Source organism: Rhodococcus sp. Z6_132, assembly GCF_058133635.1.
On the sequence record NZ_JBYUNP010000001.1, the window covers coordinates 542,193 to 569,092 of the forward strand.

The window sequence follows — 26,900 nt, forward strand, 5'->3', positions numbered from 1 at the left end:
TGGTGCGTCCCTGGTCGCGCCCCGCTGGGGGACCCTCGGCCGACACGGCACAATGTAGCGGTGACCTCCACCCTCGACGCCGCGCCGACGGCCCTGCGCATCGGCCCGCTGGCGCTGCGCAGCCCGGTGGTGCTGGCGCCCATGGCCGGTGTCACCAACGTCGCGTTCCGCACGCTGTGCCGCGAGCAGGAGGAGCTCTACAGCGGTCGTCCTGCGGCCGGGCTCTACGTGTGCGAGATGGTCACCGCCCGTGCGCTGGTGGAGCGCCACCCGGACACGCTGCACATGACCACGTTCGCGCCCAGCGAGCAGCCGCGGTCGCTGCAGCTCTACACCGTCGATCCGGCCACCACGGCGGACGCGGTGCGGATGATCGTCGAGGAGGACCTCGCCGACCACATCGACCTGAACTTCGGCTGCCCCGTGCCCAAGGTGACCCGCAAGGGTGGCGGGTCGGCGCTGCCCTACAAGCGCCGGCTGTTCGCGGCGATCGTGGGCGCGGCCGTGCGGGCCGCTGAGCCGGCGGGCGTCCCGGTCACCGTGAAGTTCCGCATCGGCATCGACGAGGAGCACCACACCCACCTCGACGCCGGTCGCATCGCCGCGGCCGAGGGCGCGGTCGCGGTGGCCCTGCACGCCCGCACCGCGGCCCAGCGCTACTCCGGCACCGCCCGCTGGGACGAGATCGCGCGACTCAAGGAGCACGTCACCGACGTCCCCGTGCTGGGCAACGGCGACATCTTCAGCGCCGAGGACGCCGTGTCCATGATGGACCGGACCGGCTGCGACGGCGTCGTCGTGGGCCGGGGGTGCCTGGGCCGACCGTGGTTGTTCGCCGAGCTCTCCGCCGCCCTCACCGGGTCGCCGGTCCCCACTCCTCCGACCCTGGGCGAGGTGGCGGTCGTGCTCCGCCGCCACGCCGAGCTGCTGGCCGCCCACCACGGCGACGACCGGGGCCTGCGCGACCTGCGCAAGCACGTGTCCTGGTACCTGCGTGGCTTCCCGGTGGGCTCCGAGCTGCGCCAGAAGCTGGCGCTGGTCTCACACCTGAACGAGCTCGACCGGCTGCTGGACCAGCTCGACGCCGACGTGCCCTACCCCGCCGACGCCGAGGGACCGCGGGGCCGGCAGGGCTCGCCGGGCAAGGTGGCGCTGCCCGAGGGGTGGTTGGACGACCCCGAGGACAGCACCGTCCCGGTGGGCGCGGAGATCGACAGCTCCGGCGGCTGAGCCCCGGGCCGCGCCGAGCGCCCTCTCACCAGCGGCGCTCGTTCGGAGACACCGCTGGTCAGCCAGTGGAACCTCGCGTTAGCACACCACCACCAGGTCCGTACCATGAGCCGGCGCACCTGATCGGTGCCGCAGCACAGCCAAGGCACCTCGCGCGTGCGAGGCGGACAGCGGTGCGTCGGGACGAGGAGAGACCGGTTGAGCGACGACGAACGCGCGGGTGCGCCTGGCGCGGCACCGTCCCCCGGTCGCCGTGACCACCCAGCGCCGTGGGAGCGCCCCTGGGCGGTGAGCCCCACCCCGCCACGGCGCCGGCGCACCCCCGCCGAGAGCGCGGCGGACACCCCCCGCGCTGCCGGCCTCGCGGTGGCCCGCCCGGTGGCCCTGCCTGGTGCGCGCGGCCGGACGGTGGCCCCGGTGGAGATCGAGCCGCGTCGACCCACCCGCCTGGAGGTCAAGCGCGGGCAGCGCCGCCACCGCACGGCACTGCTGCGCCGCACGCTCGCCGCCCTGGTCGCCGTGGCGGTCTTCGTCGTCACCGGCGCCATGTGGTCAGCCACGCAGTACCTCGACTCCAAGGTGCGCAACGTCGAGGCCCTCGACGAGGGCTCGGCCTCGGTGCAGGACGCCGACGGTCAGCGCGGCGACGAGAACTACCTGCTGGTGGGCTCGGACTCCCGCGCCGGCACCAACGGCGAGATCGGCGCCGGCACCACGGCGCAGGCCGAGGGCGCCCGCTCCGACACCGTGATGCTGGCCCACGTGCCTGCCGACCGCGGCCGCGTCGTGGTGGTGTCCTTCCCCCGCGACCTGGAGATCGACCGCCCGGCGTGCGCGGAGTGGGACAACCCCAGCGCCTCCTACACCAGCACGGTGGCCGAGCCGGAGAAGCGCGCCAAGCTCAACTCCGCCTACGCCACCGGCGGACCCAAGTGCCTGGTCCAGGTGATCCAGCAGATCTCCGGCCTCAAGATCAACCACTTCGTGGGCATCGACTTCTCCGGCTTCTCCGCCCTGGTCGACCAGATCGGTGGCGTGGAGGTGTGCGCCACCCGCCCACTGGTGGACGGCGAGCTGGGCACGATCCTGCCCACCGCCGGCACCAGCACCATCGACGGCACCACGGCCCTGAACTACGTGCGGGCCCGCAAGGTCGACTCCGAGACCAACGGCGACTACGGGCGCATCACCCGTCAGCAGCGGTTCCTGTCCTCGCTGCTGCGCAAGTCCATGTCCACCGACGTGCTGCTGGACCTGCGCAAGCTCAACGGCTTCATCAACGGGTTCACCGCCGCCACCTTCGGCGAGAACATGAACTCGGACTCCCTGCTCACTCTCGGGCAGTCGCTGCAGGGCCTGTCCGCCGGGCGGGTCACCTTCCTCACGGTGCCCACCAACGGCACCCGCTACGGCAACGAGGTCCCCAACCTGCCGGAGATCACCAGCATCTTCCGTGCCGTCATCAACGGCACCCCGTTGCCGGGCGAGCAGGGCGCCCCCACCACGCCTGCGCCCACCACCCCGCCCGAGGTGCCCAAGCCCGGCGGCAGCGCCCAGCTCACCCTGCGCAACGCCACCAACACCGCCGGGCTGGCCACCAGCACCGGCAGGCAGCTCACCGACCTGGGCTACACCGTGGCCCGGATCGACAGCGCCGAGGGGGTGCGGGCCAGCACGGTCATCCGCTACTCCGCCGAGCAGGCCGCGGCGGCCGAGCAGCTGGCCACGTCCATCCCCGGGTCCCAGCTGCAGCTGGTCGCCGGCCTGGGCGCCACGGTAGACGTGTTGCTGGGCAACAGCTTTGACGGCTCCGTGGTGCCACCCAGCGGTCCGGAAGGCGTCGGCACCAAGCCACTGCCCAGCGATCTCGCGGTGGTCAACGCCGGCGACGTCAGCTGCACCTGAGCGCGCAGCCCACCGTCCCTCGACCGTTCACCGACCGTTCACGTCGGCTGCCCGGAATTGTCCTGCTGAGCACGTACTCTGCATGCATGCGCGTCGCCTACACAGAACAGCTCAGTGACCTCGCCGGAGAGCTCGCCGCCATGTGCGGCCTGGCCGAGCTGGCCATGCAACGAGCCACCCAGGCCCTGCTCGAGGCCGACCTCCCGCTCGCCGAGCAGGTGATCAGCGACGACGACCACATCGACGAGCTGGCCCTGGCCTGCGAGGAGAAGGCCTTTGCCCTGCTCGCGCTGCAGGCGCCGGTTGCCGGCGACCTGCGCACGGTCGTCGCGGCCATCCACATCGTCGCCGACATCGACCGGATGGGGGAGCTGGCGCTGCACGTCGCCAAGATCGCCCGCCGCCGCCACCCCAAGCGGGTCCTGCCGGACGAGGTGCGTGGCTACTTCACCGAGATGGGGCACGTGGCGGTCTCCCTGGCCGCCTCCGCCCGGGAGGTGCTGCTCACCCGCGACCCCGACCGCGCCGCACTCCTCGAGGACGAGGACGACGCGATGGACGACCTGCACAAGCACCTGTTCAGCGTGATCATGGACGACGCGTGGCCGCACGGCGTGGCCGCCGCGGTGGACGTCACCCTGCTGGGCCGCTTCTACGAGCGCTTTGCCGACCACGCGGTCGAGGTCGCGCGCCAGGTCATCTTCCTGGTCACCGGCAAGCACCCGGAGCCCGCCACCCCGGACATCAAGGTCTCGGAGTAGCAGCTCCCCCACCGACGCGAACGACGGCGGCCCCTACCCGATCGGGTAGGGGCCGCCGTCGTTCGCGGGAGCCAGCCGGCTACCGCCGGGGCCGGCGTCTGGCATCGTTGCCTGGCGTGACTGACGTCGTCCGATCCCTGGCCCTCTTCGTCCTCGCCGCACTCGCCGAGATCGGCGGCGCGTGGCTGGTCTGGCAGGGCATCCGGGAGCACCGCGGCTGGATCTGGGTCGGCGCCGGAGTCATCGCCCTGGGTCTCTACGGCTTCGTCGCCACGCTGCAGCCTGACGCGAGCTTCGGCCGCATCCTCGCCGCCTACGGAGGGGTGTTCGTCGCTGGATCGCTGGTCTGGGGCATGGTGATGGACGGCTTCCGCCCGGACCGCTACGACCTCGCCGGCGCCCTGCTCTGCCTGGCCGGGGTCGCGGTCATCATGTACGCCCCACGCGGCGCCTGACCCAGCTGGTGGGCACCGCCACACCGCCTGCAGCGTCGCCGCCGCGGGTGGGTCTAGCCGAAGCGGCCGGAGATGTAGTCCTCCGTGGCCTTCTCCACCGGGTTGGAGAAGATCACCTCGGTGTCGCCCACCTCGATCAGCTGGCCCGGCTGGCCCACGCCGGCCAGGTTGAAGAACGCGGTCTGGTCGCTCACCCGGGCCGCCTGCTGCATGTTGTGGGTGACGATGACGATGGTGAACTCCTGCTTGAGCTCGGTGATCAGGTCCTCGATCGCCAGCGTGGAGATCGGGTCCAGCGCCGAGCACGGCTCGTCCATCAGCAGCACGTCCGGCTGCACGGCGATGGCCCGGGCGATGCACAGCCGCTGCTGCTGGCCACCGGAGAGCCCACCACCGGGCTTGTCCAGGCGGTCCTTGACCTCGTTCCACAGGTTGGCCGCGCGCAGGCTCTTCTCCGCCACCTCCTCCAGGGCCTTCTTGCCCTTCATCCCCTGCAGCTTGAGCCCAGCCACCACGTTGTCCCGGATGTTCATGGTGGGGAACGGGTTGGGCCGCTGGAACACCATGCCGATGGTGCGGCGCACGGCCACCGGGTCCACCGTGCTGGCGTAGATGTCCTCGCCGTCGAGGAGCACCCCGCCGTCCACGCGGGCTCCGGGGATCACCTCGTGCATCCGGTTGAGGGTGCGCAGCACGGTGGACTTGCCGCAGCCGGACGGCCCGATGAAGGCGGTGACGCTGCGCGGAGGGACAGACAGGTTCACCGAGCTGACGGCGTGGAACTTGCCGTAGTAGATGTTCAGGTCCTTGAGGTCGAGGCGCTTGGCCATGGAGGGCTCCTACCGCTTCACTTGGTCTTGGGGGCGAACACGCGGGCGACGAAGGCAGCCAGCACGTTGAGGACGGCGATGAGCAGGATGAGGGTGAGGGCGGCGCCCCACACCCGCTGCTGCCCAGCCACCGTGGGGTTGGTGAGCTCGTTGTAGATGACCAGCGGCAGCGAGGCCATGTTGTTGTGGAACACGTCGGTGTTGATCGAGGTGGTGTAGCCGACCAGCACCAGCACCGGCGCGGTCTCCCCGGCCACGCGGGCCACCGCCAGCAGGATGCCGCTGATGATCCCGGAGATGGCGCAGGGCAGCACCACCTTGAGGATGGTGGTGGACCGCGACACCCCGAGGGCGTAGGACGCCTCCCGCAGGTCGTCGGGCACCAGGCGCAGCATCTCCTCGGCCGAGCGGATCACCACCGGCAGCATCAGCAGCATCAGCGCCAGCGACACCGCGAAGGCGCTCTGCTCGAAGCCCAGCGTGGTGATCCACACGCTGAACACGAACAGCGCGGCCACGATGGACGGGATGCCGGACAGCACGTCCACCATGAAGGTGGTGGCCTTGGCCAGCCGGCCCCGGCCGTACTCCACCAGGTAGATGGCCACCAGGATCCCCAGCGGCACCGCCACCACCGAGGCGATCAGCGACTGCACGATGGTGCCGTAGAGCGCGTGGTACACCCCGCCGCCGAAGTCCTCCGGCAGGATGCCCCGCTGGGAGTGCGACCACCAGTCCGCGGCCGTCACGGCGTCGATGCCGCGCCGCACGACCGTGTAGATCACCCACACCAGCGGGATCATCGCGACCACGAACGCCGCCGACACCAGCACGGTGGCCAGCAGGTTCTTGGCCTTGCGGCCGCCGCTGACGGTGGTGAAGGTGGGGCCGACGAGCGGCTTCTCCAGTACCGAGCTCATCCGTTCACCTTCCCGCCCGCGATGGCCCGGGCCGCTGCATTGACCACGAACGTGAGCACGAACAGCACGAAGCCGGCGGCGATGTAGGCGCCGGTGGACAGCGGTTGGCTGAACTCCGAGGCCGCCGAGGCGATCTTGGAGGCGAAGGTGAAGCCGCCGTCGAAGAGCGACAACGTGGCGCCGGTGCTGGAGGAGCGCAGGATGATGAGCACGGCCACGGTCTCCCCGAGCGCACGACCCAGACCCAGCATGGAGGCCGCGATGGTGCCGCTGCGCCCGAAGGGCAGCACGGTCATCCTGATGACCTCCCACTTGGTGGCCCCGAGGGCCTGGGCGGCCTCGATGTGCGCCTTGGGGGTCTGCCGGAACACCTCACGGGTCACGGAGGTGATGATCGGCAGGATCATCACCGCCAGCACGATCCCGGCGGTGAAGATGGTGCCGCCGCCGGAGACCGACACGTTGCCGGTGGCGAACAGCGGGAACCAGCCGAGGTTGCGGTTGAGCCACTCCGCGAACGGGGTGATCTTGGGCGCCAGCACCAGGATTCCCCACAGGCCGAAGATGATCGAGGGCACCGCGGCCAGCAGGTCGATCAACGAGCTGAACAGCTTGGCCAGTCGCCGGTCGGCGTACTGGGTGACGAACAGCGCGATGCCGATGGCGATGGGCACGGCGATGACCAGCGCGAACAAGGAGCTGAGCACCGTGACGATGAACAGGCTCCGGATGCCGAAGCGCATGTCGTTGGTGTTGCCGACGGCGAACTCGTCGGAGGTGAGGAAGTTCGCGTGGTCGGCAAGCAGCGAGGGCACGGCCTGCAGCAGCAGGAAGATCGCGATGAGGGCGATGGCGACGATGATCGAGACACCCGACGCGGTGGTCAGGTTCCGGAACACGACGTCGCCGCGCCGTCCGGTGGATCTCGGCTTCGCCCGGTCGGTCTGTCCTGGGTCGGGCATGCCGCCCATCTTGCCTGCCGCAGTCCGGCCGGACCCCTCGGGTGCCCGGCCGGATCCCTGCACGACGTTCGGTCGCACTGTCATCAGTCCGTCACTGCTTCTCTCGATCAGGCGATCGCGTCGACGGCGGTGCTGAGCTTGTTCTTGAAGGAGTCAGGCACCGGGATGTAGCCGTTGTTCTCCAGGCCCCGCTGCCCCGTGGTGATCGCCGTCTGCAGGAACGCGCGCACCGCTTCACCGGTCTGCGCGTCCGGGTACTTCGAGCAGACGATCTCGTAGGTGGCGAGAACGATCGGGTAGGCACCCTGCTGGGTGGGCTTGTAGAAGCTGGAGGTGTCCAGCACCAGGTTGTTGCCCTGGCCCTTCACCGTGGCACCGGCGATGGTCTTGCCCACCGACTCGGTGCTGATCTGCACCGCCCCGCCGCCGGCGGAGGTCTGCACCGCCGCGGTCTGCAGGTTCTGCGCCTTGGCGAAGGCCCACTCGTTGTAGGTGATGGCACCCGGGGTGGACTTCACCGCGGCTGCCGTTCCGTCGTTGCCCTTGGCCCCCTCACCGACGCCGCCCTTGAACGCCTTGCCCACGCCCTGGGTCCACGCCCCGTCGGAGGCCTTCTCCAGGTACATCTGGAAGTTGTCCGTGGTGCCCGACTCGTCGTTGCGGAAGATCACCGTGACCTTGGTGCTCGGCAGGGAGACGCCCGGGTTCAGCGCGGCGATGGCGGGGTCGTTCCAGGTGGTGATGGCGCCGTTGAACATCTTGGCCACGGTGGGGCCGTCGAGCGCCACGTTGGCCACCCCGCTGAGGTTGTAGCTCAGTGCGATGGGGCCGAAGACGACCGGCAGGTTCCACGCCTCAGCTCCGCCGCAGCGCTCTGCGGCCTTGGCGACCTCGCCCTTGGACTCGCTCAGCGGCGAGTCGGAGCCGGCGAAGTCGGTCTGCTTGCCGAGGAACTCGGTGATGCCGGCGCCGGAGCCGTTGCCGTTGTAGTCCAGCGACTTGCCGCTGCACGCGTCCTGGTAGGCGGTGATGAATCGCTTCATGGCGTTGGCCTGCGCGGTGGAGCCGCTGGCCTTGAGGGTGGCCGTCCCGCCGCACTGCACCGTGTCGGTGGAGGCGGAGCCTGCTGCACTGCTCGAGCTCGTGTTGTCGTCGGTCCCGCAGGCCGACAGCAGCACGGCACCGGCGGCGACGAACCCGATCGCAACGCTGGATCGGGCCGCACGTCGATTGAGCTTCACCTAGCTCCTCCAGAGATCTCGGGGTGCGCACCGCTCGCTGCGGGGCGCTGCCCACCTCAGGTCATGGGGAGGAACGGGCCACGACCACGGCCCCGTGTCCACCGGACGACTGTGTGCCGTCTGAGGAGAACGTAGACACCGTGAGTGACTACCTGCCCCTGTGCGGGTGAACGCAAGGTGAACAGCCTGCGCCGCGGCCGCTGCGGGTGAGCACACCCACAGCAGAGCGGTGGTTAGCGCCCGTACGCCACGTCGACGTGGAACTGGCTGAACCCGAGCTTGGTGTAGGTGTGCACCGCGGCGGCGTTGTCCGCCTCCACGTACAGCAGCACCGTGCTCAGCCCGCGCGAGCGCAGGTGCTCCAGGCCGGCGATGGTCAGTGACCGGCCCAGCCCACCGCCCTGCGCGGCCGGGTCCACGCCCACCACGTAGACCTCACCCAGCGCCGGCTCGTCACCCTCGGCGGGGTGCACCTTGGTCCAGTGGAACCCCAGCACCCGGTCGTCGGAGTCCACCGCCAGGAAGAAGCCGTTCGGGTCGAACCACGGCTCAGCCCGGCGCGCAGCCAGGTCGGCCGGGCCCCAGCCCCCCTGCTCGGGGTGCCAGGAGAACGCCGCGTTGTTCACCCGCAGCACCTCCGCGTCGTCGCGCTCGGGCACGTAGGTGCGCAGCCGCACCCCCTCCGGCAGCCGGACGGCGGGCAGCTCCGCGCCGGCGAGGTCCACCCGCATCTGCCACAGCTCGCGGCGGCTGGTCAGCTGCAGCCGACGGGCCAGCGCCTGGGCGGCGGGGAGGTTGCCGTGCGCCCACACCCGCAGCGACTCCCCGGCCCGGTCGAGCAGGTCCCGTGCCAGCACGGTGCCCACGCCGCGGCGGCGGTGCCGCGGGTGCACGGCCAGCTCGGCCATGGGGTTGGCCTCCTCGGCGGAGGCGGCGCTGAGGTGGGCGTAGCCGGCCAGCTCCCCGCCGCGGGTGGCCAGCAGGTGCGGGCCGGAGCTGTCCGCGGCCACGGCCAGCACCACCTGCTCGGAGACGGCGGCGACGCCGTCAGCCTGGTGGGCCGCCTGCAGCAGCTCACCCACCGCGTGTCGCTGGGCGTCGTCGAGGGTGTCGCAGACCTGCAGCGCGGCCGGGCCGGGGCTGCTCACGCCCGGGCTCCGCTCATCCGTTCCGGGTCCACGGCCGCGTCGGGCCCGGAGTCCCCCGGTGCGGACGCACCGGCGTTGTGGGCGGCGGCGGCCTCGGCCGTCGCGTCCTCGGTGGTGCCGGGCTCGGTGGTGTCGGGCTCGGCGGCCACCGCGCCGCGGGCACTGGGGCGCACGGCCTTGTAGCCGACGTTGCGCACCGTGCCGATCAGCGCCTCCTGGTCGGCGCCGAGCTTGGCCCGGAGGCGACGCACGTGCACGTCGACGGTGCGGGTGCCGCCGAAGAAGTCGTAGCCCCACACCTCGTGCAGCAGCTGGGCACGGGTGAACACCCGGCCGGCGTGCTGAGCGAGGTACTTGAGGAGCTCGAACTCCTTGTAGGTGAGGTCCAGCGGCTTGCCGCGCAGCCGGGCGCTGTAGGTCTCCTCGTCGATGACCAGCTCGCCCAGGGTGACCTTGGTGGAGGACACCGGGGCGTGGGTGCTCTGGTGGCGTCCCAGCACCAGGCGCAGCCGGGCGTCGATCTCGGCCGGGCCGGTGCCGGGCAGCAGCACGTCGTCGATGCCCCACTCGGGGTTCACCGCGACCAGGCCGCCCTCGGTCAGCACCGCCACCACGGGCACGTTGATCGCGGCCCCGCCGACCAGCAGCCGGCACAGCCCGCGGGCGCCGGCCAGATCGGTGCGCGCATCGATGAGCGCAACGTCACAGGCGCCGGCCTCCAGCAGGGCCGGCAGGTCCGGTGCCACGGCCCGCACCGAGTGCGCCAGCAGCGTCAACGCCGGCAGGACCGCGTCCGGGTCAGGATCAGCGGTGAGCAGCAACAGGTCCATGCGCCTCCCACCTCGTACCCATCAGGCATCCGTCCGGCAAACAATAGCGGGACGCCCGCCGGCCGAGCACCCAAGCACCGTTAACGATCATGGAAGATGGGCCAGTGCGCACCTTCGTCTTCTCCCTGATCGGCGTCCTGCTCGTCGCCGTGCTGGCGGACTACGGCACCGCCGCCTACGCGGAGTACCGGGTGTCCAAGGAGCTCCGCGAGGAGCTGACCCTCAACAGCGACCCCGAGGTGCGCATCACCGGGTTCCCCTTCCTGACCCAGGCCGCCCAGGGCAGCTTCAGCCAGGTGAACGTGCGCGCGGTGGGCGTGCCGATGGCCGACCTGGGCAACGTGACGGTCGAGGCCACGCTGCGCGGCGCGAAGGTGCCTGCGTCCTCGGTGTTCGGCGGAAACCTGGACGACATCGTGGTGTCCGAGCTCAACAGCCGCATCCGGATCAACGAGACCCGCCTCGGCCAGCTGATCGGAATCTCCGACCTGAAAGTGTCTGCGCCCGTGGCGGATCCCACACTCGGCACCAGCGGCGGCGACGCCTACAAGGTGCCGCAGAGCGGCATCGTGCTCACCGGCACCGTCAAGCTCGGTGGTGTGGTCAAGCAGCAGGTGAGCGTGAACGCCGACCTCGTGCTGGACGGCCAGCAGGTCCGCATCATCGCCACCGGCTTCGCCATGGCCGGCCAGTCCAGCAAGACCCTCACGCTGGCCGCGCCGCTGTCGGAGATCGCCATGCAGAAGTTCTCCCTCACCCTCGACTCCGACTACCTGCCCTTCGGGGTGACCCCCACCACCGTGCACGCCGAGGGCGCCGACATCGTGGTGGAGGGCAAGGGCACCGACGTGCGGCTGGCGCGGCTGTCCCGCTCGTGACCGTCGGGCTGGTGGTGCTGATCGCCGCCGTGGCCGTGGCGCTGCTGCTCGGGTGGCTGCTGCGCAGGAGCAACGGGTCCCTGCGGGCGACCAGCGGTGCACCCGCGCCCGCCGCCGAGCAACAACGTCTGGTCGAGCTGCTGGCGGCCGCCGGCGCCCCGAGGGCCGCGAGCAGCGCGCTGCTCCTGCACTTCTCGGCCACCTGGTGCGGCCCCTGCGCGGGGGTGCGGACGCTGGTGCACCAGCTCGCCGAGGACCTGCCCGAGCTGGCTCACCTGGAGGTCGACGTGGCCGAGCACCCCGAGCTGGCCAGCCACCTGCGGGTGCTGTCGCTGCCCACCGTGGTCGTCTACGCCCCGGGGTTGCAGCAGCGCCACCGCGCCACTGGGGCCCCGCACGCCGCTGACCTGCGAACCGTCCTGCAGCCGCTGGTGGGCCGCCGTGCGGGCAATAGTTGAGTGTCTGAGTAGACTTCGCGGAGTGTTCACCTGGCACGAGCTGCTGCTCACCCGTCGCCGCACAGTTGACCTGTGCCGCGTCGGCAGCGCGCTGTGCCGCATGCACTGACGCAGACGTCCCGCTGGGAGGCCCCCGGGTGTCTGCGAACCCCGGCTGATCCGTCGCGCGTCCACCCCTCAGTGCAGGAGCTCCCGCTGTGTCCACCCTCCGCTCACCGGCTGCCCCGCAGCAGGTCGACGTCCGCGGTCCCCGCTGCGCGGCGTGGATCAGCACCGTGGTGCTGGCCGCGGTGCTGCTGACCGGGAACTGGATCCTGCTCGGCGTCCAGGCCGTCGTCTTCGCCATGGGCGCCGCGCTCGGGCCGCGTCGCAGCCCGTACGGCTGGCTGTACGCGACGCTGGTGGCACCCAGGATCGGCCCACCCACCGAGCTGGAGCCGGTGGCACCGCTGCGCTTCGCCCAGCTGGTCGGCCTGGTGTTCTCCGTCGTCGGCCTCCTGGGCTACCTGCTGGGCGCGCCGCTGCTCGGCGCCGTCGCCACCGGCCTCGCCCTGGTGGCCGCGCTGCTCAACGCGGCCTTCGGCATCTGCCTCGGCTGTCGGCTCTACCCGCTGGCGGCCACGGTCCGCGCTCGTGCCGGCCGCCGCCCCTGACCGCTGGCCCTGTGCCCGCCCCACCGTTCACTCCCGTGCTTGTCCACCCGAACTCACACCCACCAGCTCGCGTATCGAAAGGAACTCCATGAGCCGCTCCGACGTCCTGGTCACCGCCGACTGGGCTGAGCAGAACCTCAACACCGACGGGATCGTCTTCGTCGAGGTCGACGAGGACACCAGCGCCTACGACGACGGCCACATCCCCGGCGCCGTCCGCCTGGACTGGACCAAGGACCTGCAGGACCCGAACTCCCGCAACGTGATCGACCGGGAGGCGTTCAGCAAGCTGCTCTCCGAGCGTGGGATCGGCAACGACGACACCGTCGTGCTCTACGGCGGCAACAACAACTGGTTCGCCGCCTACGCCTACTGGTACTTCAAGCTCTACGGCCACCAGGACGTCAAGCTCCTCGATGGCGGTCGCAAGAAGTGGGAGCTGGACGGCCGCGAGCTCACCGCGGACAAGGTAGAGCGCCCGGCCACCAGCTACAACGCCCAGGAGCCCGACCTCTCGCTGCGCGCCTTCCGGGACGAGGTCATCGCCTCCATCGGCAAGAAGAACCTGGTGGACGTCCGCTCCCCCGACGAGTTCTCCGGCAAGATCGCCGCCCCCGCGCACCTCCCGCAGGAGCAGGCCCAGGGCCGCGGCCACGTCCCCGGCGCCATCAACGTGCCGTGGAGCAAGGCCGCCAACGAGGACGGCACCTTCCGCTCCGACGAGGAGCTCGCCACCCTCTACGGCGAGGCCGGTCTGGACGGGGAGAAGGAGACCATCGCCTACTGCCGCATCGGCGAGCGCTCCAGCCACACCTGGTTCGTGCTCAAGGAGATCCTGGGCCACCAGAACGTCAAGAACTACGACGGCAGCTGGGTCGAGTACGGCTCCCTCGTGGGCGCCCCCATCTCCAAGGAGGTGCGCTGATGTGCGGCGCTCCTGAGCAGACCCCCGACCTGCCCGCCGGCACGGACCTCGACAAGGAGACCGTCATCGTCGGCAAGGTGCTCTCCGGCGGCGAGCCGGTGGGTGGAGCCTTCGTCCGCCTGCTCGACGGCACCGGCGAGTTCACCGCCGAGGTGGTCGCCTCGGCCACCGGCGACTTCCGCTTCTACGCCGCTCCCGGCACCTGGACGCTGCGCGCCCTGAGCCGGGTGGGCACCGGCAGCACCGACATCACCGCCGACTCCACCGGCCTGCACTCCGCCGAGGTCGCTGTCGCCTGACCGCACACCCTGAGCACGACAGACCGCCCTCGCCCGCACCAGAACCGGTGCGCGCGGGGGCGGTCTGCGTCGAGGGGCCGCACCTGGCTAGAGTGGTGCCGTGGAAATCTTTTACACGACCCTCCTGGTGCTGGACGCCGTGCTCATCACGTGGTTCGCGGTGTACGTGATCAACCGAGCGGTCACCAACGACTCGTGACCGGCTCCGGCCCTGGTCCCGACGGTCACCCTGCCCCGCGTGCCGGTTCCGGCGACGCGGCGCTGCGTGATGCCGAGGAACGGGCTGCCCGCACGCGTGCGGTGAACGTTCCCCAGCTGCCCGGGTTGCCGGTGCCCGACGACACCGCCAACCTGCGCGAGGGGGCGGACCTCAACGCCGCCCTGCTCGCCGTGCTGCCGCTGGTGGGCGTGTGGCGGGGCGAGGGGCTGGTCAGCTACCCCACGATCGACACTTACCGCTTCGGCCAGCAGCTGGTGATCGCCCACGACGGGCGCCCCTTCCTCACCTGGGAGTCGCGGTCGTGGATCCTCGACGCCGACGGCGCCTACGTCCGGCCCGCCGCCCGCGAGTCCGGCTTCCTGCGGGTGAACGCCCGGGACGACGGCGAGGACACCCTCGAGCTGCTGCTCACCCACAACACCGGCATCGTCGAGCTCTACTACGGGGCTCCGCTCAACCAGTCGTCCTGGGAGCTGGCCACCGACGTGGTCCTGCGCAGCGAGACGGCCAAGCCCGTGACCGCGGCCAAGCGGCTCTACGGGATCATCGACGGCGACCTCGGCTACGTGGACGAGCGCGCCATGATGGGTGAACCGCTGCAGCCGCACCTGTCGGCCCGGCTCGTCCGCCACGCCGGCTGAACACCCCTCACCTCTCCGCACCTTCTGCTGCGCCGGTGTCCCTGCGCGACGCAGCGCCACCGTCCCCCAGACGTGGAGCGACCCCCGAGCCATACCGCGGCTCGCGCGACCTGTGGTCGCTGCGTCGCGGTCCCGGTCGGACTCTCCGGGGGCTCGGGGGTCGGGTAGCTGCCTGGGATTCGCCGGCCGCTGTCGCAGGGGCAAACCCGTGGGCACTAGCGGCTAGCTGACAGCCACCTCACGCGTCCAAGAATTCATCAACTTCGGACCACCTCCTCTCTCGTGTACCCAGAAACTACGCCCGGCCGCGCGGGTCCGGCAACGGGTTTTGCCCACGGCGAACCAGTGGTCTGCGTCACACTTGATGGAGGTGCGCGTCATGCCTGGTCGAGCAGGTCCTGCAGCTGGCCGGTCAGCTCCTGGGCGCGCTCCGCGTGCGGCAGCGGCACTCCGTCGAGCGTGTGCACCCGCGCCAGCAGGCGCACGCTGGAGGCCAGCCAGACTCCGTCCGCGGCCAGCAGCTCCGGCGTGGGCACCGGGCGCACCTCGCAGGTCCACCCAGCCAGCTCCGCCTGCCGGAACAGCGCCGCCTGGGTGGTGCCCGGCAGGATGCCCGCATCCACCGGGGGCGTGCAGAGCGTCCGCCCGGTCGCCAGCACCACCGACGAGGTCGGCCCCTCGAGCACGAAGCCGTCGGTGCTGGTGTAGATCACGTCGTCAGCGCCCTGCTCCTGCGCGTGGCGCTGAGCGGCCATGTTCATCGCGTAGGACAGCGACTTGGCCCCCAGCAGCAGCCAGGGGGCCTGCTGCGCAGCGTCCCTGGCCACGCCACGGGTGAGGGTGAGGGCAGAGACTCCGGCGACCCGCTGCTCCAGGGCAGTGGCGCTGACCGGTGAGGCCGTGGCGTAGCCCGTGCAGGGTCCGCCGCTCTCCCGGCCCCGGGTGAGGATGAGCCGCAGGGCGAAGTCCTCGTCGCCCCGCCACAGCTCGATCACCGTCCGCACGCAGCGCCGCCACTGGTCCAGGTCCGGCTCGGGCAGGTGCAGCATCGCGGCAGAGCGGGCCAGCCTGGCCAGGTGACGCTCCTGCTCGCGGGCAACCCCGCGGCGCACCAGCAAGGTCTCGAACACCCCGTCGCCACGCACCGCGCCGAGGTCGTCCGCCCGCAGCAGCGGCTCGTCGGGATCAAGCACCTTCTCGTCCAGCGTCACCACTACCTGCACGGCCATCTCTGCACCCTACTGTCGGCAGACCGCCGCGCCACCGGATCGCCAGGGGCGGGTGTCTGGTGCCCCTGGCGTTGCCTAGGCACCCGGACGGGCGACCCGGAGCCTAGGATGAGCAGCGTGGGCAAGGCAGGCACGGAGCTGAGAGGAACAGGTCTCCGAGGGACGCTGCACCAGCGCGGCATGCGCATGACGCCGCAGCGGCAGATGGTCCTCGACGCCGTTCGCACGCTCGGCCACGCCACCCCGGAAGCCATCTGCGCCGAGGTGCAGCAGCAGTCGCCGGCGGTGAACATCAGCACCGTGTACCGCACGCTCGACCTGCTCGAGCAGATCGGGCTGGTCCGCCACACCCACCTCGGCCACGGGGCCCCCACCTACTCCTGCGACCCGCACGAGCACGTCCACCTGGTCTGCCACTCCTGCCAGCAGGTGATCGAGGTGGAGCCGGAGCTGCTCGAGCCGCTGGCTGCCACGCTCGCCGCCACCCGCGGCTTCACCCTCGATCCCGCTCACCTCGCCCTGTCCGGGCAGTGCGCCGACTGCGCCAGCCAACCCGCGCCTGCCGACCAGCCCGTGCCCGACCAGCCCGTGCCCGGCCAGGGCCACACCACCCGCAACCCTGAGGAGCCGGTGTGACCTCGCCGCTGCTGTCCACGCCCGGAGCCACCCCCGCCGCAGAGGACTCCCCCGACGTGGGGGTCGCCTGGCACTACGGCGACCCGTTCGGTGAGCAGCGGGCCGCCACCACCCGCGCCGTGGTGGTCGACCGCAGCAACCGCGGGGTGATCGCCGTGCCCGGCGGTGAGCGGCGGTCGTGGCTGCACTCGCTGACCAGCCAGCACGTTCTCGGCCTCGCCGACGGGCAGGGCACCGAGGCGCTGATCCTGGACGTCAACGGCCGGGTGGAGCACCACCTGGTGCTCGCCGACCTCGACGGCACCACCTGGATCGACACCGAGCCGACCAGCACGCAGAGCCTGCTCGCCTACCTGCAGAAGATGGTGTTCTGGGCCGACGTCGCCCCCCGTGACGCCAGCGACGAGCTGGCCGTCCTGACCGTCCTCGGACCCACGGCGGACCAGCTGCTGGAGCTGCCCGCCGAGGTGCACGGAGTGCGTGCCCTGCCGGGCGGCGGCTTCGTGCGGCGGATGCCCGCGCCTGCGGGCTCGCACGCCGCCGACGTCGTGGTCCCCCGCGCCGCGCTCGCCACCTGGTGGCAGCGCCTCACCGAGGCCGGTGCGCGACCTGCCGGCTCCTGGGCCCACGAGGCGCTGCGGGTGGAGCAGGGCAGGCCCCGCGCCGGCGTGGACACCGACGAGCGCACCATCCCGCACGAGGCCGGCTGGATCCACCGCGCCGTGCACCTGGACAAGGGGTGCTACCGGGGGCAGGAGACCGTGGCGCGAGTGCACAACCTGGGCAAGCCACCACGGCGGCTGGTCCTGCTGCACCTGGACGGCTCTGCAGATGCCCGCCCGCAGACCGGCGACGACGTGACTGCCGCCGGCCGGGTCGTCGGCCGGGTCGGCACCGTGGCCGAGCACCACGAGCTGGGACCGATCGCGTTGGCGCTGGTCAAGCGGACCGTGCCGGCGGACACCGAGCTCGTGGCCGGGCCCTCGGCGGCGGCGATCGACCCGGACTCGGTGACCGAGGACACCGAGGTGCAGGCCGGGCGGGCCGCGCTCAGCCGGCTGCGGGGGCGCTGACGCAGCAGCCCCTGCTCACCCGAGTGAGGTGCCGCGCTTCGTGTCGTCAGCAGCGGCCGGGGCACGGTATGGTGTGTCGTAGGAAGAAACACACAATCGAACGGGGCCGCCGAATCCCCTGGCCGCCCCGTCCTTGCGCGAGGGGGTCGAGCCATGGGCCGCGGCCGGGCTAAGGCGAAGCAGACCAAGGTTGCGCGAGAGCTCAAGTACAGCTCTCCGAACACTGACTTCGAGACACTTCAACGAGAGCTCTCTGGGCACGGACCGGACTCGCTCCGGGTGCACCCCAGGCGCACCGAGGCCGATGATGTCCGGCCCCCCTGGGAGGAAGAGGACGACTGGAAGCCTTGAGCTTCCCGCTGAGCACCGGCCCAGTCTTCGCGCTTTCGATCCTGCAGGACTAAACCTCTGACTCATAGCAACCACACCCGCCATCCCCCCATCCGGTGGTATGGCGGGTGTGGTGCTTTTTGGCGTCCGGGTGCAGCAGGCGCCTGGCGATGACGCTACGGGGCGACCCCCGCCTGGCGGGGACCGCTGAGCACCGAGACCGCTAGAAGCGGGGGTGCTCGCCCACCAGGGAGGCCCGGGCGGAGTCGGTGGCCTTCTGCACCGAGCCCAGCACCCAGGAGGGCACGTGGCGGGCGGTGAGCACGGCCAGCGCCCGGTCAGCGTCCTCGGGACCGACGATGGCGACCATGCCGATGCCCATGTTGAAGGTCTTCTCCATCTCGGCACGCTCCACGCGGCCGCGGTGGGCGATCACGCCGAACACCGGCGCAGGGCTCCAGGTGCCTCGGTCGAGCTCGGCCACCAGACCCTTCGGCACCACGCGCTCGAGGTTGGCGACCAGGCCACCACCGGTGACGTGGCAGAAGGTGCGCACCTGGGTCTCGGCGATGAGCGCCAGGCAGTCCTTGGCGTAGATGCGGGTCGGCTCGAGCATCTCCTCGCCCACCGTGCGGCCGAACTCCTCCACGTGTCCGTGCAGGGGCATCGCGGCGATGTCCAGCAGCACCTTGCGGGCCAGCGAGTAGCCGTTGGAGTGCAGGCCGGAGGAACCCATGGCGATCACCACGTCGCCGGGACGTACGCGGTCGGGACCGAGGATCGAGTCCGCCTCCACGACCCCCACGCCGGTGGCGGAGATGTCGTAGGCGTCGTCGGGCATCAGTCCGGGGTGCTCGGCGGTCTCTCCGCCCAACAGGGCACAGCCGGCCAGCACGCAGCCCTCAGCGATGCCGGCGACGATCTCGGCCACCCGCTCGGGCACGACCTTGCCCACCGCGATGTAGTCCTGCAGGAACAGCGGCTCGGCACCGGAGACCACGAGGTCGTCCACCACCATGGCCACCAGGTCCAGGCCCACCGTGTCGTGCTTGTCCATGGCCTGAGCCACGGCGATCTTGGTGCCCACCCCGTCGGTGGAGGCAGCCAGGACCGGCTCGCGGTAGTGGCCGGGCTTCAGGGCGAACAGCCCGGCGAAGCCACCGAGACCACCCAGCACCTCCGGGCGGCTGGCGCGCCGAGCAGACGGGGCGAACAGCTCCACCGCCCGGTCCCCAGCCGCGATGTCCACGCCGGCCGCGGCGTAGGAGGCGCCCGCCGAGGAGGACTCAGCAGGATCGTGCGGGTGGTCGCTCATGGCAGGGAAGCTCCGGATCATTCGTTGCGGGATGCGCCGCAACGGTACCGGAGTACCCGCTGGCGACCCTATTCTCCGTCCCGAAACCGGAACCCACGCCAGGTCAGCCCCACTCCGCTGCGCCACGCGAGCTGGCCGCGCCCCCTGGGCCAGCCCCGCTCCGCTGCGCTACGCGAGCTGGCCGCCGACCTTGGTGTATCCCCGCAGCAGGTCCCGGCTGATGATCAGCCTCTGCATCTCGTCGGTGCCCTCGAAGATCCGCCACAGCCGCACGTCGCGGTACCACTGCTCGATGGGCATCTCCCGGGTGTAGCCCATGCCGCCGTGGATCTGCATGACTCGGTCCACCACGCGGTTGATCATGTTCGTCCCGTAGAGCTTGGCGATGGCGCTGTCGTGCCGGGAGTCCAGGCCCTGGTCGACGTTCCACGCCGCCTTGAGCACCAGCCAGCGCGCGGCCTCCAGCTCCACGTCGGAGTCGGCGATCATCCACGCGACAGCCTGGTTGGCGCCGATCGGCTTGCCGAAGGTGGTGCGGTCGTTGGCCTGCTGCAGCGCCAGCGACAGCAGCCGCTCGGCGCCTCCCACCGCCCGGGAGGGGATGAGGTAGCGGCCCTTTCCGATCCACGCCATCGCCAGCTCCCAGCCCTGGCCCACCTCGCCCAGGACGTTGCTGCCCGGCACCCGCACGTTGTCCAGCACGATGGTGGCCGGCCGCGCCGAGCCCATCGTCTCGATGGGCGAGGTGGTGTAGCCCATCTCGCGGTCCACCAGGAACGCCGTGAAGCCGCCCTTGGTGCCCTTGTCCGAGTCGGTGACCGCGATGCAGATGATGAAGTCGGAGTCGTTGCCGCCGGTGATGAAGACCTTCTCGCCGTTGATGATCCAGTCGTCGCCGTCCCGCTTGGCGGAGGTCCGGATGTTCGCGGCGTCGGAGCCGGCACCCGGCTCGGTGATGGCGAAGCAGGACTTGCGCTCCCCGGAGATCGCCGGCTTGAGGTAGCTCTCGGCCTGCTCGGGGTTGCAGTAGAAGAGGATGTTGTCGGTCTCGCCGCCCGGGCGGAACCAGATGAAGCTGCGCCCGAACTCCATCTCCACCAGCGAGCGGGTGACCGCCGGCAGGGCCAGGCCGCCGTACTCCTCCGGGGTGCTCAGCCCCCACAGGTCGAACGTCTTGGCCTTGGCCTGCAGCTCGGCCATCTCGTCGGAGGTGACGGCGTTGGGGCCGCCCTCCCGGCCGCGACGCATGATCTCACTCTCCAGCGGGATCAGCTCCCGCTCCACGAAGGTGCGCACGGTGGAGCGCATCGCGCGCTCCTCGTCAGAGATCGAGAAGTCGACCATCAGAGTTCCTTTGCGTCAGAGGGAGCGAGCAGGCTGGTGGGCTAGAAGGCTGGTGGGCTAGAAGGCTGGGTGGGCTAGAAGGCACTGACGCCGGTGAGGGCGCGGCCCAGCAGCAGGGTCTGCACCTGGGTGGTGCCCTCGTAGAGGGTGAGCACGCGCGCGTCGCGCAGGTACTTGGCCAGCGGGTACTCCTCCACGAAGCCGTAGCCACCGAACACCTGCAGGCAGCGGTTGGCCGCCCGCACCGCGGACTCGGCGGCGTAGTACTTGGCGGCGGAGGCCTCCGCCCGGAAGGGCTGACCGCGGTCGCAGAGGTCGGCGGCACGCCACACCAGCAGCCGGGCGGCGTCGCGCTCCACCTGCGTCTCCACCAGCAGCTGCTGCACCAGCTGGTGCCCGGCGATGGTGCGGCCGAACTGCTCACGGCTGGCGGCGTAGTCCAGCGCAGCGTCCAGGCACGCGGTGGACAGACCCACGGCCGAGGCGGCGATGGAGGTGCGGCCGCGGTCCAGCGCGGTCATCGCCACGGTGAACCCACGGCCCTCCTCGCCGAGCATGGCCGAGGCGGGCACCCGCACGGCGTCCAGGTGCAGCGCCGCGGTGTCCTGCCCGCGCAGGCCCAGCTTGTCGGTGATCTTGGTGGTGGAGAAGCCGGCGGAGTCGGTGGGCACCAGGAAGGCGCTCACCCCGCGGCCGCCCTCGCCGCCGGTGCGGGCCATCACCAGCGCGACGTCGGCCCAGTTGCCGTTGGTGATGAACTGCTTGGAGCCGGTGATCAGGTAGTCGTCGCCGTCGCGGACCGCCTTGGTGGTGAGGTTGCCGGCATCGGAGCCCACCCCGGGCTCGGTGAGGCCGAAGCAGCCCACCAGCTCCCCCGAGCAGATGCCGGGCAGCCAGCGCTCCTGCTGCTCCGGGGTGCCGAAGCGGGCGATGCTCTTGCCCACCAGGCCCAGGGAGACGCTGACGATGCCACGGATGGCCTGGTCGCCCCGGCCCAGCTCCTCGATGGCCAGGCAGTAGGCGAACATGTCGCCACCGGAACCGCCCAGCTCCTCGGGCACCCCCAGACCCAGCAGCCCGGCTCGGCCCAGCTTGCCCACGATGGACCGGTCGACCTGCTCGGCGCGGTCCCACTCCGCGGCGAAGGGCACCACTTCCTTGTCGACGAACGCTGCCGCCGACTCCTTCAGGGCCTGGTGCTCCTCGGACAACGTGAGGTCCACGCGGGTCTCCCTCCGCCGATCTCCAGCCGTGCCTAACACCGTTAGGTTACGCTGGGGCCCGTGCGTGACGTCAACCCCCAAAGAGTGCGCGAGGCCGCCCTCGAGCTGATCGACACCGAGGGCCTGGCTGCGCTGAGCATGCGTCGGCTGGCCACGGAGCTGGGCGTGCAGGCCCCCTCGCTGTACCACCACGTGGCGGGCAAGACGGAGCTGCTGGACTCCCTGGTGGAGCAGGTGGGGGCCGGCGCGGACGCGTCCTGGTTCGGCGAGCACCCCTGGGACGAGGCGCTGCTGCGGTGGGGCCGCACGTACCACGCCGCGCTGGCCGCGCACCCCGCGCTCGCCCCGCTCTTCGTCAGCTCCCCGGGCAGCTCGGACGCGGCGCTGCGCCGCATCGACCGCGTGCACGGGGGGCTGGTGGCTGCGGGATGGACGCCGCGCGAGGCCACCGAGATCGCGGCCGCGGTGAAGTTCCTGGTGATGGGCGCGGCGTCGGGGTCGATCGCGGCGGGGTTTCCGGCCGACCCGGAGCTGTACGCGGGTCGCTACCCCAACCTGGGCAGCGCCCACCGCCTGGCCAGCCACCGCAGCCGGGTGGACGCCGACGCGGTGGAGCTGGCGCTGGTGGCCCTGGTGGACGGCCTGCGCCTGCGGCTGGACCAGCGGCGGGCAGCCGGCTCGAGCCAGCAGCCCGGCTAGCGGATGGCGGCGTCGACCGAGCGGACCAGGTCCTCCGCGGCGCTGTCCAGCATGTCGCCCAGCACGTTCTCGTCGATCTTCGTCTCGCGAGCCAGCGGGATCGGGTAGTGCCCGTCGAAGCAGGCCGAGCACAACCGGTCGCGGGGCTGCTCGGTGGCCTCCACCATCCCGTCGATGGACACGTAGCCCAGGGAGTCGGCGCCGATGGCCCGGCGCACACCCTCGAAGATTCCGTCGGCGGTGTCCAGGCCGTTGGCGATGAGCTCGGCCGGGCTGGCGAAGTCGATGCCGTAGAAGCAGGGCCAGCGCACCGGCGGGGAGGCGATGCGCACGTGCACCTCGAGGGCACCGGCCTCGCGCAGCATCCGCACCAGGGCCCGCTGGGTGTTGCCGCGGACGATGGAGTCGTCCACCACCACGAGCTTCTTGCCGCGGATGATCTCCTTGAGCGGGTTGAGCTTGAGCCTGATGCCGAGCTGGCGGATGGTCTGCGAGGGCTGGATGAAGGTGCGCCCGACGTAGGAGTTCTTCACCAGGCCCTGCCCGTAGGGGATGCCCGACTCCTGGGCGTAGCCGATCGCGGCGGGGGTGCCCGACTCCGGCACCGGGATGACCAGGTCGCCCTCGGCGGGGTGCTCGCGCGCCAGCAGCCGGCCGATCTCCACCCGGGTGGAGTGCACGGAGCGCCCGGCGATGGTGGTGTCCGGGCGGGCGAGGTAGACGTACTCGAACACGCACCCCTTGGGCTCGGCCTGGGCGAAGCGGGTGGAGCGCAGGCCGTCGGCGTCGATGGCCAGCAGCTCACCGGGCTCGATCTCGCGGACGAAGGAGGCGCCGACGATGTCGAGGGCCGCGGTCTCGCTGGCCACCACCCAGCCTCGCTCCAGCCGGCCCAGGCACAGCGGGTGCACGCCCTGCGGGTCACGGGCGGCGTAGAGGGTGTTCTCGTCCATGAAGGCCAGGCAGAAGGCGCCGCGCAGGGTGGGCAGCAGCGCCATGGCGGCCTGCTCCACGGTGGAGTCGGCCGCGGCGTGCGCCAGCAGTCCCGCGACCACGTCGGAGTCGGTGGTGGAGTTCATGCCGCCGCGTGGAGGCAGCAGGCCCAGCTCACGGGTGCGCTGGGAGAGCTCGGCGGTGTTCACCAGGTTGCCGTTGTGGCCCAAGGCGATTCCGGTTCCGGCGGCGGTGGTGCGGAAGGTGGGCTGGGCGTTGTCCCAGCTGGTGACGCCGGTGGTGGAGTACCGGGTGTGCCCGACGGCGACGTGCCCGCGCAGCGCGCTCAGGGTCTGCTCGTCGAACACCTGGCTGACCAGCCCGAGGTCCTTGAACACCAGCACCTGCGTGCCGTCGGCCACGGCGATGCCGGCGGCCTCCTGGCCGCGGTGCTGCAGGGCGTAGAGCCCGTAGTAGGTGAGCTTGGCGACGTCCTCACCGGGCGCCCAGACACCGAAGACGCCGCACTCCTCCCGAGGGCTGTCGTCCTCCAGCGCAGCGGGGCTGTCCTGCGCGGCTGGCGAGTGTTCAGCTTTGACCACCGGGTGGCGCTCCCTCACAGATAGGACCTGGGGCACAACCGAGTCTACGGCCTGACACGCTGCGCGCCGACCGGGCTCCAGTGATGCCCACCACCAGCGGCGACGGCGCCGCAGGAGTCACCGCACCCGCAGTCCCGCCAGCAGCTCGGGCGAGCCCGTGCCCCGGGGCAGCACCACCATGCCGGCCAGGCCGAGCCGGAGCGTGGCCGCGTCTGCCGCCAGCACCGCCTCCGACGCCGCGCCACTGGCCGCACCCCGGCGCGAGACCGACTCCGGCGCCACGTGCCCGGCCGGGTCGACGAGGCCGGTGGGCACGCCGAGGGGAAGCGGGACCGCGCCGGGATCGAGCCGGAGGGTCCAGCTGGCCGGCACGTCGGTGCAGCGCACCGCCACCGTGCCCGCCGCCTCGGCGGTAGCGGACCCGGGCTCGGCGGCCGCCGTGGCCAGCAGCACCGTGAGGTGCTCGTCGATGCCGTCCAGCAGCAGCCACGGCGGCAGCGCGGCGGGCACCTCCATCGCCACCTGCACCTGCCACGCGCGCACGCTCAGCGCGTGCGCGGTGCGCCGCAGCCAGAACCCGGCCTGCGGCGCCACGGCCGGCGACGGCGACCAGCACGGCCGGCGGCTCGGGGAGCGGGACAGCGCACCCAGCAGCTTCTCCCCGGCCACGTCCAGCGGCTTGGCGTGCTCGGGGGCGCGCCGAGGCACCAGCGCCGTGGAGGACAGCTGCTCGGTCACCCCGGTGGCGAACACGGCGGCCCAGCTCATCACCTCCGCCACGTCGGTGCCGGGCCCGAGCACCACCGGGCGGGCGGGATCGGCCGCGGTGAGGACCTGCAGCGCGGCCCCGATCGTGGAGAGGTAGGCCTCCCGGGTGGGCGGTCCGGGAGCGGCAGCAGTCATGGCTGCAATGCTGCCAGCCCGGAACCGTCCGTGGGAGCGTTCCGTCCCACGGGCATGACAACCGGGGTGGGCATCGACGTTGCGGGACTACAGGGGCTGGCCCCGCTGGGCGGGTCGGCCAGGTCAGGGGCGGAGGGTCTCGGCCAGCTGCGGCTGACCCCGGGTGACGCCGGCACCCCGGACGGGGAGGCGCTGGGCCTGGCGGTGCAGCGCTTCGCCGACCGGGTCTCGGCCGCGGTGCGCACAACCGGCGTCGACCTGCAGCGCTTCTCCCAGCTGGTCGGCGCGGCCGGCGCGACGTACGCCGGCGTCGACCAAGGGTTGGCGGACCAGCTGGGGCGGATGCGCGGGATGACCCAGCGATGAGCGACCCGCGCACCGTCTACGCCGAGCTGACCAGCGGAAACCTCGGCGCAGGCCCAGCCACCACCGTGGCCGGGGGCCGCAGCGCCCTGGCCGCCGAGCTGCGCGCGGTGGCCGACACCCGCGGACAGCTGGTGACCCTGTGGTTCGCCGGGCTGGGCTCCGCGAGTGCGCTGCGCAGCCTGGACCAGCGCAGCACCGACCTCGGCCGCGCCGACGACGACCTCAGCGCGGCCGCCCGGCTGCTGGGCGAGCTGGCCACCGAGCAGCAGCGCGTGCACCAGGTGGCCGGTGTGCTCATGCAGGAGTGGCAGCGGGCCTCCCAGGTGCTGCTGCCGGCAAACCCTCCCCTGTTCGAGCTGGTCACCGAGAACGTCCACAGCCGGCTCAAGGAGGTGCAGTCCATCCACCGCGGCGAGCTGGACCGCATCGCCCGCGCCTTCGACGGGCTGGCGGTGCAGCCCGCGGTGGGCGCCTCGGCCAGCACTCCCGGCGACGCCGCGCTGCCCGCGCCGGGAACGCAGCCCGCTGCCGTCGCCGCGTGGTGGAAGAGCCTGACCACCGAGCAGCAGGCCAGCCTGCGCTCCCAGCACCCCGACGCGCTGAGCGAGCTGGACGGGCTGCCGCCGGCCGTCCTGGACGAGGTGAACCGCGCCCGGCTGCGTCGCGACCACGACTCCGCCCAGCAGCAGCTCGACGACGCCGATCGGCGGCTGCGCGAGCTCGGGCTGTCCGGAACGCCCGACGCGATGCTGCTGGGCAGCTTCCCGCCCGAGGTCCGCGCAGCCGCGCTGGACCGGGCCACCGCGGAGCAGCTGCTGCAGCGCACCCAGCAGGTGGACGACGCTGTTCGCAGCGCGCAGTCCATGGCGGCACAGTCTCCGGGGACCGGGCCGGTGCAGCTGCTCAGCTACCGCTCCACCGGCCCCGGCGGGCTGGCCATCTCCTTCGGCGACCCCTCGCTGGCCAAGCACGTCGCCGTTGCCGTCCCGGGGACCTCGTCGGGTCCGGGCAGCCCCGGCCTCGACCAGGCCGCGGCCCTGCGCCGGGCGATGGACGAGCGCGACCCCGGCGGCTCGCACGCGACCGTGCAGTGGGTGGACTACGACGCCCCGGACAGCATTGGTGACGTGCAGGCCGTGGCCCAGACGGGCAACGCCGAGAAGGGCGCGCCCACGCTGGTCGGCGACGTGGCGGGGTGGCGGGCCGCGGCGGGGACGGCGCAGGTCGGCCCGCCGCAGCACGTCACCGTGGTGGGTCACTCCTACGGCAGCACCGTGGTGGGCTTCGCCGCGCAGCACGGGCTGGCGGCCGACGACGTGGCCCTGGTCGGGTCACCCGGCGTCGGTGCGACCTCGGCGGACCAGCTCTCCCCCGGCCGGGGCCACGTGTGGGCAGGCTCGGCCGAGCACGACCCGGTGGTCCAGCTCACCCGGGGCAGCGGCCTCACCAGCCTGCCCTCGGGCGTCGGCCCCTACGACCCTGGGTTCGGCAGCCGGCAGTTCGAGGCCACCAGCACGGACATCCTCGAGAACGCCCATGGCGGCTACTACCACGAGGGCACGCCGTCGCTGCGCAACCTGGCGGCCATCTCCACCGGCGACTACGACGACGTCACCGCGGCCAAGCCGTGGGACACCGCAGCCCCGAAGCCGCTGGCCTTGGCGGGGCTCGAGGCTGCCGGAGACGTCGCCCACGGCACCGCGCGCACCGTGGGGGAGCTGCTGCAGGGCGATCTCGACGACGCGAGGCGAAGCGTGGCCGCCACCGGCAAGGAGATGGTGGGCGACGCCGCCGACGCCGCGGCATCCATCGTCGGCGACCGTGCGGAGGTGCTCACTGCCCCCGTGAAGGCGGTGAAGGGCGTGCTGGGGCTGGTCGGCTAAGGGCTGCT

The 26,900-nt window shown here is 71.9% G+C and carries 28 protein-coding genes; 16 read left to right on the forward strand and 12 right to left on the reverse strand.

Features of this window, described 5'->3' with window-relative positions; translation table 11 throughout:
• Positions 1-93: 93 nt before the first annotated feature.
• From dusB to AC3YO9_RS02520, 4 genes are all read left to right on the forward strand, one after another.
• Entirely contained in the window at positions 94-1,230 is a 1,137-nt protein-coding gene (gene dusB / locus AC3YO9_RS02505) for a tRNA dihydrouridine synthase DusB (RefSeq protein ID WP_206518278.1), read from the forward strand.
• Positions 1,231-1,428: 198 nt separating this feature from the next.
• Positions 1,429-3,135 carry an LCP family protein gene (locus tag AC3YO9_RS02510; RefSeq protein ID WP_489982019.1) on the forward strand — a complete coding sequence of 569 codons (1,707 nt, stop codon included), beginning with the start codon at positions 1,429-1,431 and terminating at the stop codon, positions 3,133-3,135.
• Between the two features lie 86 nt (positions 3,136-3,221).
• Positions 3,222-3,896, forward strand: coding sequence for a phosphate signaling complex protein PhoU (phoU, locus tag AC3YO9_RS02515; RefSeq protein WP_127784171.1), 675 nt, complete (start codon positions 3,222-3,224; stop codon positions 3,894-3,896).
• Between the two features lie 116 nt (positions 3,897-4,012).
• A complete protein-coding gene (locus AC3YO9_RS02520; protein ID WP_206518035.1) occupies positions 4,013-4,351 on the forward strand; it encodes a YnfA family protein in 339 nt (112 codons plus the stop codon).
• 53 nt (positions 4,352-4,404) lie between these two features.
• Here the strand turns inward: AC3YO9_RS02520 and pstB are convergent, their stop codons facing one another.
• The 6 genes from pstB to AC3YO9_RS02550 form a co-directional block, all read right to left on the reverse strand.
• Positions 4,405-5,181 carry a phosphate ABC transporter ATP-binding protein PstB gene (gene pstB, locus AC3YO9_RS02525; protein WP_127784172.1) on the reverse strand — a complete coding sequence of 259 codons (777 nt, stop codon included), beginning with the start codon at positions 5,179-5,181 and terminating at the stop codon, positions 4,405-4,407.
• A 17-nt stretch (positions 5,182-5,198) separates the two neighbouring features.
• Positions 5,199-6,101 (reverse strand): phosphate ABC transporter permease PstA, encoded by a 903-nt coding sequence (gene pstA, locus AC3YO9_RS02530; RefSeq protein WP_127784173.1) that lies wholly within the window; start codon positions 6,099-6,101, stop codon positions 5,199-5,201.
• Positions 6,098-7,063, reverse strand: coding sequence for a phosphate ABC transporter permease subunit PstC (pstC, locus tag AC3YO9_RS02535; protein ID WP_489982020.1), 966 nt, complete (start codon positions 7,061-7,063; stop codon positions 6,098-6,100). Before pstC ends, pstA begins: the two co-directional genes overlap by 4 nt.
• A gap of 107 nt (positions 7,064-7,170) precedes the next feature.
• Positions 7,171-8,304, reverse strand: coding sequence for a phosphate ABC transporter substrate-binding protein PstS (pstS, locus tag AC3YO9_RS02540; RefSeq protein ID WP_127784175.1), 1,134 nt, complete (start codon positions 8,302-8,304; stop codon positions 7,171-7,173).
• Between the two features lie 233 nt (positions 8,305-8,537).
• A complete protein-coding gene (gene mshD, locus AC3YO9_RS02545) occupies positions 8,538-9,452 on the reverse strand; it encodes a mycothiol synthase (protein WP_489982021.1) in 915 nt (304 codons plus the stop codon).
• Positions 9,449-10,282 carry a winged helix family transcriptional regulator gene (locus tag AC3YO9_RS02550; protein WP_489982022.1) on the reverse strand — a complete coding sequence of 278 codons (834 nt, stop codon included), beginning with the start codon at positions 10,280-10,282 and terminating at the stop codon, positions 9,449-9,451. The genes mshD and AC3YO9_RS02550 overlap by 4 nt, the downstream gene beginning before the upstream one ends.
• An 89-nt stretch (positions 10,283-10,371) precedes the next feature.
• Between AC3YO9_RS02550 and AC3YO9_RS02555 the strand changes: the two genes are divergently transcribed.
• From AC3YO9_RS02555 to AC3YO9_RS02580, 6 genes are all read left to right on the forward strand, one after another.
• Positions 10,372-11,160 (forward strand): LmeA family phospholipid-binding protein, encoded by a 789-nt coding sequence (locus AC3YO9_RS02555; protein WP_127784177.1) that lies wholly within the window; start codon positions 10,372-10,374, stop codon positions 11,158-11,160.
• Positions 11,157-11,618 (forward strand): thioredoxin family protein, encoded by a 462-nt coding sequence (locus tag AC3YO9_RS02560; protein WP_489982023.1) that lies wholly within the window; start codon positions 11,157-11,159, stop codon positions 11,616-11,618. The genes AC3YO9_RS02555 and AC3YO9_RS02560 overlap by 4 nt, the downstream gene beginning before the upstream one ends.
• Before the next feature lie 197 nt (positions 11,619-11,815).
• Positions 11,816-12,271: a DUF4395 domain-containing protein gene (locus tag AC3YO9_RS02565; protein WP_489982024.1), complete on the forward strand. Its 456-nt coding sequence runs from the start codon at positions 11,816-11,818 to the stop codon at positions 12,269-12,271.
• A gap of 88 nt (positions 12,272-12,359) precedes the next feature.
• Positions 12,360-13,196, forward strand: coding sequence for a sulfurtransferase (locus AC3YO9_RS02570; RefSeq protein WP_127784179.1), 837 nt, complete (start codon positions 12,360-12,362; stop codon positions 13,194-13,196).
• On the forward strand, positions 13,196-13,495 hold the full coding sequence (locus tag AC3YO9_RS02575) for a DUF1416 domain-containing protein (protein WP_127784180.1): 300 nt from the start codon (positions 13,196-13,198) through the stop codon (positions 13,493-13,495). The genes AC3YO9_RS02570 and AC3YO9_RS02575 overlap by 1 nt, the downstream gene beginning before the upstream one ends.
• A gap of 195 nt (positions 13,496-13,690) precedes the next feature.
• Positions 13,691-14,356, forward strand: a complete 666-nt coding sequence (locus AC3YO9_RS02580) for a heme-binding beta-barrel domain-containing protein (protein WP_241249196.1) — start codon at positions 13,691-13,693, stop codon at positions 14,354-14,356.
• Between the two features lie 377 nt (positions 14,357-14,733).
• Here the strand turns inward: AC3YO9_RS02580 and AC3YO9_RS02585 are convergent, their stop codons facing one another.
• Positions 14,734-15,585, reverse strand: a complete 852-nt coding sequence (locus tag AC3YO9_RS02585) for an aminodeoxychorismate lyase (protein WP_489982025.1) — start codon at positions 15,583-15,585, stop codon at positions 14,734-14,736.
• 108 nt (positions 15,586-15,693) lie between these two features.
• Here AC3YO9_RS02585 and AC3YO9_RS02590 point away from each other — a divergent pair, with 108 nt between their 5' ends.
• From AC3YO9_RS02590 to AC3YO9_RS02600, 3 genes are all read left to right on the forward strand, one after another.
• The gene (locus tag AC3YO9_RS02590) at positions 15,694-16,221 is read left to right on the forward strand and encodes a Fur family transcriptional regulator (protein ID WP_489982026.1); all 528 of its coding nucleotides are present in this window, start codon (positions 15,694-15,696) and stop codon (positions 16,219-16,221) included.
• The gene (gene ygfZ / locus AC3YO9_RS02595; protein ID WP_127784184.1) at positions 16,218-17,294 is read left to right on the forward strand and encodes a CAF17-like 4Fe-4S cluster assembly/insertion protein YgfZ; all 1,077 of its coding nucleotides are present in this window, start codon (positions 16,218-16,220) and stop codon (positions 17,292-17,294) included. Before AC3YO9_RS02590 ends, ygfZ begins: the two co-directional genes overlap by 4 nt.
• Before the next feature lie 153 nt (positions 17,295-17,447).
• The gene (locus AC3YO9_RS02600; RefSeq protein ID WP_127784185.1) at positions 17,448-17,645 is read left to right on the forward strand and encodes a DUF3073 domain-containing protein; all 198 of its coding nucleotides are present in this window, start codon (positions 17,448-17,450) and stop codon (positions 17,643-17,645) included.
• A 202-nt stretch (positions 17,646-17,847) separates the two neighbouring features.
• On the opposite strand, the gene purM is transcribed toward AC3YO9_RS02600, so the two are convergent.
• The 3 genes from purM to AC3YO9_RS02615 form a co-directional block, all read right to left on the reverse strand.
• On the reverse strand, positions 17,848-18,939 hold the full coding sequence (gene purM / locus AC3YO9_RS02605; protein ID WP_127784186.1) for a phosphoribosylformylglycinamidine cyclo-ligase: 1,092 nt from the start codon (positions 18,937-18,939) through the stop codon (positions 17,848-17,850).
• Positions 18,940-19,107: 168 nt separating this feature from the next.
• Positions 19,108-20,283 carry an acyl-CoA dehydrogenase family protein gene (locus tag AC3YO9_RS02610; RefSeq protein ID WP_127784187.1) on the reverse strand — a complete coding sequence of 392 codons (1,176 nt, stop codon included), beginning with the start codon at positions 20,281-20,283 and terminating at the stop codon, positions 19,108-19,110.
• 74 nt (positions 20,284-20,357) lie between these two features.
• Positions 20,358-21,506: an acyl-CoA dehydrogenase family protein gene (locus AC3YO9_RS02615; RefSeq protein WP_489982027.1), complete on the reverse strand. Its 1,149-nt coding sequence runs from the start codon at positions 21,504-21,506 to the stop codon at positions 20,358-20,360.
• 60 nt (positions 21,507-21,566) lie between these two features.
• On the opposite strand from AC3YO9_RS02615, the gene AC3YO9_RS02620 reads away from it, so the two are divergent.
• The gene (locus AC3YO9_RS02620) at positions 21,567-22,205 is read left to right on the forward strand and encodes a TetR/AcrR family transcriptional regulator (RefSeq protein WP_489982028.1); all 639 of its coding nucleotides are present in this window, start codon (positions 21,567-21,569) and stop codon (positions 22,203-22,205) included.
• Here the strand turns inward: AC3YO9_RS02620 and purF are convergent.
• Positions 22,202-23,740 (reverse strand): amidophosphoribosyltransferase, encoded by a 1,539-nt coding sequence (gene purF, locus AC3YO9_RS02625; RefSeq protein WP_127784189.1) that lies wholly within the window; start codon positions 23,738-23,740, stop codon positions 22,202-22,204. The two genes, AC3YO9_RS02620 and purF, sit on opposite strands and share 4 nt — an antisense overlap.
• A gap of 117 nt (positions 23,741-23,857) precedes the next feature.
• Positions 23,858-24,643: a hypothetical protein gene (locus AC3YO9_RS02630; protein WP_489982029.1), complete on the reverse strand. Its 786-nt coding sequence runs from the start codon at positions 24,641-24,643 to the stop codon at positions 23,858-23,860.
• 54 nt (positions 24,644-24,697) lie between these two features.
• On the opposite strand from AC3YO9_RS02630, the gene AC3YO9_RS02635 reads away from it, so the two are divergent.
• A complete protein-coding gene (locus AC3YO9_RS02635) occupies positions 24,698-25,009 on the forward strand; it encodes a hypothetical protein (protein WP_489982030.1) in 312 nt (103 codons plus the stop codon).
• Positions 25,006-26,892, forward strand: a complete 1,887-nt coding sequence (locus AC3YO9_RS02640; RefSeq protein ID WP_489982031.1) for an alpha/beta hydrolase — start codon at positions 25,006-25,008, stop codon at positions 26,890-26,892. Before AC3YO9_RS02635 ends, AC3YO9_RS02640 begins: the two co-directional genes overlap by 4 nt.
• The last annotated feature ends 8 nt before the right edge of the window (positions 26,893-26,900 follow it).